This is a genomic window from Hyalangium sp. (genome assembly GCF_035629615.1).
Taxonomy (GTDB): Bacteria; Myxococcota; Myxococcia; order Myxococcales; family Myxococcaceae; genus Hyalangium.
Genome location: NZ_DASPHO010000633.1, coordinates 1 through 5,169, shown reverse-complemented (window position 1 = coordinate 5,169; position 5,169 = coordinate 1). Strand labels below are relative to the sequence as shown.

Sequence of the window (5,169 nt, the reverse complement as noted above, 5' to 3'; positions counted from 1 at the left end):
AAAGCGGGGTGCCCTGACGAGGTGGAGGGCATGATCTGGCGCGCGGCGACGTACACCCCCGAGGAACTGGACGCGCTGACCAATGATGTGCCGCAGGCGTTGAAGGTGCCCCTGTGCAAGCTGTTGTCGCGTTCACGCTCGGAGCGCTTCCAGACGGCCAGAGAAGCGGTGGACGCGCTGCGGGGCTGGCTCGGGGCTTCCTTCGGCCAACGGGAAGCGGCGGACGAACTGGCGACGATTGCAGAGGAGGGAGCGGACAGGCTGGCAGAACTCGACGTGCCACGGCGCAAGACTGCGCGGCGCGCGTAGGCTGTCCCCAAGGGCGCCGCGTGTCAGACGCGGGCGCGCTCTCCCGCAGCTTTCATCTGTTGGCGCATCCATTGGGGCGCATCTCCCTCATGAGCTAGCCACCCGCCGCGCTCATCTCTCACGCTCCCCGCAGACCCTGCTCCGGCGCCGTGCCGAGGATGGGATCGGCGTGTCTTCAAGGTGGACGGGAGACAAGGCCCCTGTGCGCGTCTCCCCCTGACCGTAGCCCGTCCGCCGCTGGCCCTTGGGGCCTTCACCCGTCCGACAGGACAACGCCCGCAGGTTCCGTATGCCAAGAGCCCCCGCGAAACCTCCCGCAGCTGCACGCCCCCGGCGCCCCACGGAGCGCAACCGCAACCCCTCCCCTCTGCCGCGACACATCGAGATCCGGCAGCGCCGATTACCCGCCACCCTTGGCGCGGCGTTGAAGCAGGCACGCAAGCGAGCGGGCATGACTCAGGCAGAAGCAGCCGAGGGCATTGGCATCGCTCCCGAGGTGTACGGGCGCATGGAGCGGGGGGGCGTGCTGCCGAGCGTTCCAACGCTGTTACGCCTGTGCCTGATTCTCGGGAGCGGGCCCCATGAACTGATGGGGTTTGCCGAGGTGGAGCTGGGGCAGAGCGCCCCCGGGGCAAACACGGTGCCTCCTGGCCTGAATGACACGCCCGAGAAGCGCCGCCTATTGCGCCGCCTCGCTCGCTTGGACAGTCCGAGGATCAAGGCACTGGCGCGGTTGGTCGCCTTACTTCTGCCGGGGCACTGACCGGCAGGGGCTGAGGGGCCGCCGTCCTCGCGCGCGCCACGTCCCAGCAGGCGAGCCTCGCCGCTCGCGCTGCCTGTCCGACGACGAGGGCTCCACCGAGCCCGGCAGGCGACCCTCGACGCGCGGGGCTCCACGAGGCCCAACTTCACCTGTCCGACGCAGAAGGTGCACCGCCCGTGAATTCGGAAGTACCCCAATGCGGCTCTCTGGTAGTACAGAGCAAAAGCCCCGTGCCAGGGCCCTGCACTGTTGGGTCGTGAGAACATCACGAGGATGGAGGTCGCCATGACGCTGGCAATAGATTCAGAGAAGCGCGCTCTGGTTCAACAGGTTGGCCAGCGGCTGATCGAGCGTGTTAAGGGCAGTGGCGTCACGCTCGTCGAGATGCAGGAGGATGGAAAGGGGCCCCGCCTTGCGCGTGAAAATGGATACTCAACTGGGGCCGCTACCCTCTTCACTGGCTCGGGGACGCTGCTACGCATCGGGGACCGCCTATTCCTCCTTACAGCCCTGCACGTTCTCAAGGATCCTCGAAAAGAGCGGGTGGCCTGGATCCACCACCGCCACGGGGGCACGCTGCGTGTGGAGCAGCCAGCCATTGTGATGGCTCATAGTGACGAAGAGACAGACGCGGCAGTACTGGAACTGCACCCGGATTGGGCGCGGGAGCGCGGTCTACTAGATGATGACACGTCCTTCATATCCCTTACGGACATCTTGCCCGTAGTGGATCCGGAGGACCTCATGCCTGGAGATTGCATTGCCATCTATGGCACTCCAAAACAACTGACCCAGGTGGACGAGGACGGCAGGGCGTTGCTGCGGCCACTCATCTATGTGGGAACCTATGAAGAACCGTGGATGTCGGCGCTCGTGCCTCCCTCATTAGCGGTGCTCCTAGAACCACTCGGACTAGGCTCAGAGTCAGAGGTGCCGACAAGCACGCCGGATCCTGCAGGCATGAGCGGTGGCAGCGCATGGTTGCTGGACCCCAAACCTCCGCTGAACCTCGCGCTGGTTGGCGTCCAGCTCGGTCAGAGCAAAACCGCGTCCAAGACCATGCTTCGTGTCGGCCTGATCGCTGACTGGCTGAATCTGCTGGCGACCGGGTGGGGTGAAGACGTTCGCGCAGCTCTCGATCGGTCGTTTCCTGGCGAGGCTGAGAACGAGTCCTGATCACACCAGTGAGTGGGTAGCGGACCGCATGTGCCCCCAGTGTGACCCTCCAGCGGGGAATTGAATGGGACGAGACGGGACGGAGCGGGGGAACAATCCGGTGTGCGATCAAGGCGTTAGCCGGTAACAGCGCGACCTGCTTGGGGTTTTGCTTCCGCCTTGCTGCGGGTTCGATTCCCGCCGCCTCCATCCCCGTCTCCATGTCGTCAGCAGAAGCCTGCGGGAGGGGTGTGCGCGGTATGTGGATGTACCAAGATCCTGAGCTTCATGCGCGCCAGTCCTCGAGCATCGCGGGGAGTTGCACCATGTCGGTGAAGATGTCCACCGCGCCGGCACGGCGGAGGGCCTCGTGCGCATCATGGCCGGCCTCGGGCGGGCTGTAGCCGAACACGGTGGCGCCGGCCGCCACGCCAGCCGTCACGCCGGTGAGGGTGTCTTCCACGACAGCGCAGCGCGCCGGGTCCGCAGACAAGGCGCTCGCCGCCGCCAGGTACACGTCGGGCGCGGGCTTCGAGCGCGGCAGCTCGAGGCCGCTGAAGATCCGCCCTTCGAAATAATTCATGAGGCCGACCTTGCGCAGCTGCAGCTCGACCTTGAAGCGGTCCGCGCCCGAAGCGCAGGCGATGTGGCCCTGGTGCCGCGCATGGATGGACGCCACCGCCGCATGGACGTTGCGGACCGCCACCAGGTCACGCTCCAGCGCCTCGTTGCGCCGCGCCCTGAACTGTGTGAGCCACGCATCCGTCAACGGCACTCCGGTGCGAGCCTCGATGAGGGCCGCCTCGTCCCTCACCGACTTGCCGACGAACAGCGCCATGCACTCCTGCGGGCTGAGCTTCCAGCCCAGCTCCCCGAGCATGTCGCGCAAGACGCCGTTGGTGATGGGCTCGGAGTCCACCAGGACGCCGTCGCAATCGAAGAGGACTGCCTCAAATGGCATCTCAGTGCCTCCATGCCTGAGCTCGTGCAAGGTCTTCTATCAACATCCCCCATTCCGGCCGCCTGTTGAAGCGCCCGGGGCTGAGGTCGAGTCCTGTGCGATGGGGCCCCCTACGTCCCTGTGGAGACGTGCCCGGGACGCCACTGCGCGGGCCTCGGCAATCGCTTCAGCGGCTCCGTAGGAGGCACCCCACGCGGCCAGGCCCTCGCGGAGCGCCTCCTCCAAGGCTGCCGCCGACGGAGAGCGATCCTCCGGACGCCGCTGGAGCAGAGAGCGCAGGATGGAGCGCAGCGGAGGGAAGACCTCTTCCGTGAGCGCCTCCACGTCTTGTGCGCCGTAGGTCGCAGCCCTCAGGATGTAGTCGTCCACCTGCGCTGGCAGCTCCGCGAGCGTGGCCGTCGTGTGAGCGGCAACGACCTGGGCTCGCAGCTCGGGCGTGAGCGCCTTCTCCAGGTCCGAGGCGCGCAGGGTGGGCGTGCTGTAGATCCCCTTCGCAGTGACCAGCTCCAGCAGCACCAGGCCGAGCGCGAACAAGTCCGAGCGCGCATCCATCGGCTCGCCGAGCAGCGCCTCGGGCGCGGCGTAATAGGCGTCCCCCTGAGGGCGCGGGAGCGAGGTGGCCACCCGGCCCGGCAGCAGTGAGCGGGCGAGCGCAAAGTCCGCGAGCCGGATCCTGCCATCCGGCCTCAGGTAGATGCGGGCGGGGTTCACGTCCCGGTGGATGATGCCGAGCGGGCGGCCGTCCTCGTCCGTGCGCGTATGAGCATGGTGCAGCGCACTCGCCACCTCGGCGCCCACATAGAGCGCAAAGGCCGCCGACAGGCAGACACCGCTCATCACCGCGGCGGTGACGTAGGTGTCCAGCGTCGTGCCGGGGACTCGCTCCGACAGGACGTAGAGAACGCCCTGAATCTCGGCGCGCCCGAGGATGCACGGAATGTTGGGGTGATCGAGATAGGCGGCCAGCCGCGCCTCTTCCTCGAGCCGGGCGCGGATCCTGGCGAGCGCCTCGGAGTCATGGCCAGGCAGAGCGGGCGGCAGGGCTCGCACGATGAAGTTCCCCTCGGGGCCCAGGCGCGCGCGCCGCTGCACGAGCATGACGGTCTCGCCGTGGTTCGTCCTGTCCAGCTCTCGGAGGAATGCATACGAGAACTCACCGAGCGAGAAGAGGATGACGCCCTCGGGTCTCTGAGGACCTTTCGCAGTGGCCATGGGCTACGGGCTCCAGCTTCGGACGGGGTATGCGTGGACGTTGCCCATCGCCTGGGCCTTGCCGTCCTTCAGTTCCTGCACCGGGTTGTCTACCGAGACCACACACACCGGAAACCTTCCTTTACCGAGGATCTCGACATGGTCATAAACGGCGATCGCCAGACCCAGGGGAAAGCGTTCTGTTTTCTCGGTGAGGTAGATCCTCCCGTAAAACAAGGTGCGGGGCGGAGCCTTCTTCTGGCCGGTAGCGATATCCGGAACGACGCCCACCACCGGGCCCGGAGTGAACCAGTAATAACCCATGTCGGCGCTTCGCTCGTCGAGGGTGAGGGAGAATGAGTCCGCGGTGTTCCAGCCCAGCTTGTCGAACATGGCTCCTTGTGCCCCGGGCGGACACTCGAAGGGCTCAGGCTTGAGTGGGGCCGATGCGCATCCGTGAGTGAGGGCCACGGCCAGGGGGACGGCCATGCACCAGGCCAGGGAGCCGGGCTCAGCCAGGGTGGGGGCTGGCGATGGCGCACGAGCAGTGCGTGCGGGCTTGAGAGCATCAGGCGGCTTGGGCTTCACGGTGGATCCTTCCTTGGGTGCGTTGGCAGGAGCGGCGGAGGCTGGGTCCTGCGCTGGCGCTGAAGCGGGCGCGGACACAGGAAAGGAACTCACAGGTGGAAGCGCGGGGCCAGCACTTGGGACGGCTGATGCGGTGGCCTCTCGCGGAGCAGGCGACAGCGGTGGTGCGAGGCGTTCTCCCCGCGCCAGCCATGCGGCCCCT

At 66.8% G+C, this 5,169-nt stretch carries 5 protein-coding genes and 1 pseudogene; 3 read left to right on the top strand and 3 right to left on the bottom strand.

Annotated elements, in window-relative coordinates; all coding sequences use genetic code 11:
* From VD972_RS32320 to VD972_RS32310, 3 genes and pseudogenes are all read left to right on the top strand, one after another.
* Positions 1 to 309 (top strand): annotated as a pseudogene (locus tag VD972_RS32320) (protein kinase); the annotation flags it as partial.
* A gap of 289 nt (positions 310 to 598) precedes the next feature.
* Positions 599 to 1,072 (top strand): helix-turn-helix transcriptional regulator, encoded by a 474-nt coding sequence (locus tag VD972_RS32315; RefSeq protein WP_324992644.1) that lies wholly within the window; start codon positions 599 to 601, stop codon positions 1,070 to 1,072.
* Positions 1,073 to 1,357: 285 nt separating this feature from the next.
* Complete coding sequence (locus tag VD972_RS32310) at positions 1,358 to 2,248, top strand: hypothetical protein (RefSeq protein ID WP_324992643.1); 891 nt, start codon at positions 1,358 to 1,360, stop codon at positions 2,246 to 2,248.
* A 265-nt stretch (positions 2,249 to 2,513) separates the two neighbouring features.
* Here VD972_RS32310 and VD972_RS32305 read toward each other — a convergent pair whose 3' ends face one another.
* From VD972_RS32305 to VD972_RS32295, 3 genes are read right to left on the bottom strand one after another with little or no spacing between them, the layout of a single operon-like run.
* Positions 2,514 to 3,188, bottom strand: coding sequence for an HAD family phosphatase (locus tag VD972_RS32305; protein WP_324992642.1), 675 nt, complete (start codon positions 3,186 to 3,188; stop codon positions 2,514 to 2,516).
* A gap of 39 nt (positions 3,189 to 3,227) precedes the next feature.
* Positions 3,228 to 4,400, bottom strand: a complete 1,173-nt coding sequence (locus tag VD972_RS32300) for a serine/threonine-protein kinase (protein ID WP_324992641.1) — start codon at positions 4,398 to 4,400, stop codon at positions 3,228 to 3,230.
* A gap of 3 nt (positions 4,401 to 4,403) precedes the next feature.
* On the bottom strand, positions 4,404 to 4,772 hold the full coding sequence (locus tag VD972_RS32295; protein ID WP_324992640.1) for a hypothetical protein: 369 nt from the start codon (positions 4,770 to 4,772) through the stop codon (positions 4,404 to 4,406).
* Between the last annotated feature and the right edge of the window lie 397 nt (positions 4,773 to 5,169).

Bases quoted from the DNA above. Each gene is read 5' to 3' on its own strand.
- VD972_RS32305 (WP_324992642.1), bottom strand. From the start codon at position 3,188: ATGCCATTTGAGGCAGTCCTCTTCGATTGCGACGGCGTCCTGGTGGAC.
- VD972_RS32315 (WP_324992644.1), top strand. From the start codon at position 599: ATGCCAAGAGCCCCCGCGAAACCTCCCGCAGCTGCACGCCCCCGGCGC.
- VD972_RS32310 (WP_324992643.1), top strand. From the start codon at position 1,358: ATGACGCTGGCAATAGATTCAGAGAAGCGCGCTCTGGTTCAACAGGTT.
- VD972_RS32300 (WP_324992641.1), bottom strand. From the start codon at position 4,400: ATGGCCACTGCGAAAGGTCCTCAGAGACCCGAGGGCGTCATCCTCTTC.
- VD972_RS32295 (WP_324992640.1), bottom strand. From the start codon at position 4,772: ATGTTCGACAAGCTGGGCTGGAACACCGCGGACTCATTCTCCCTCACC.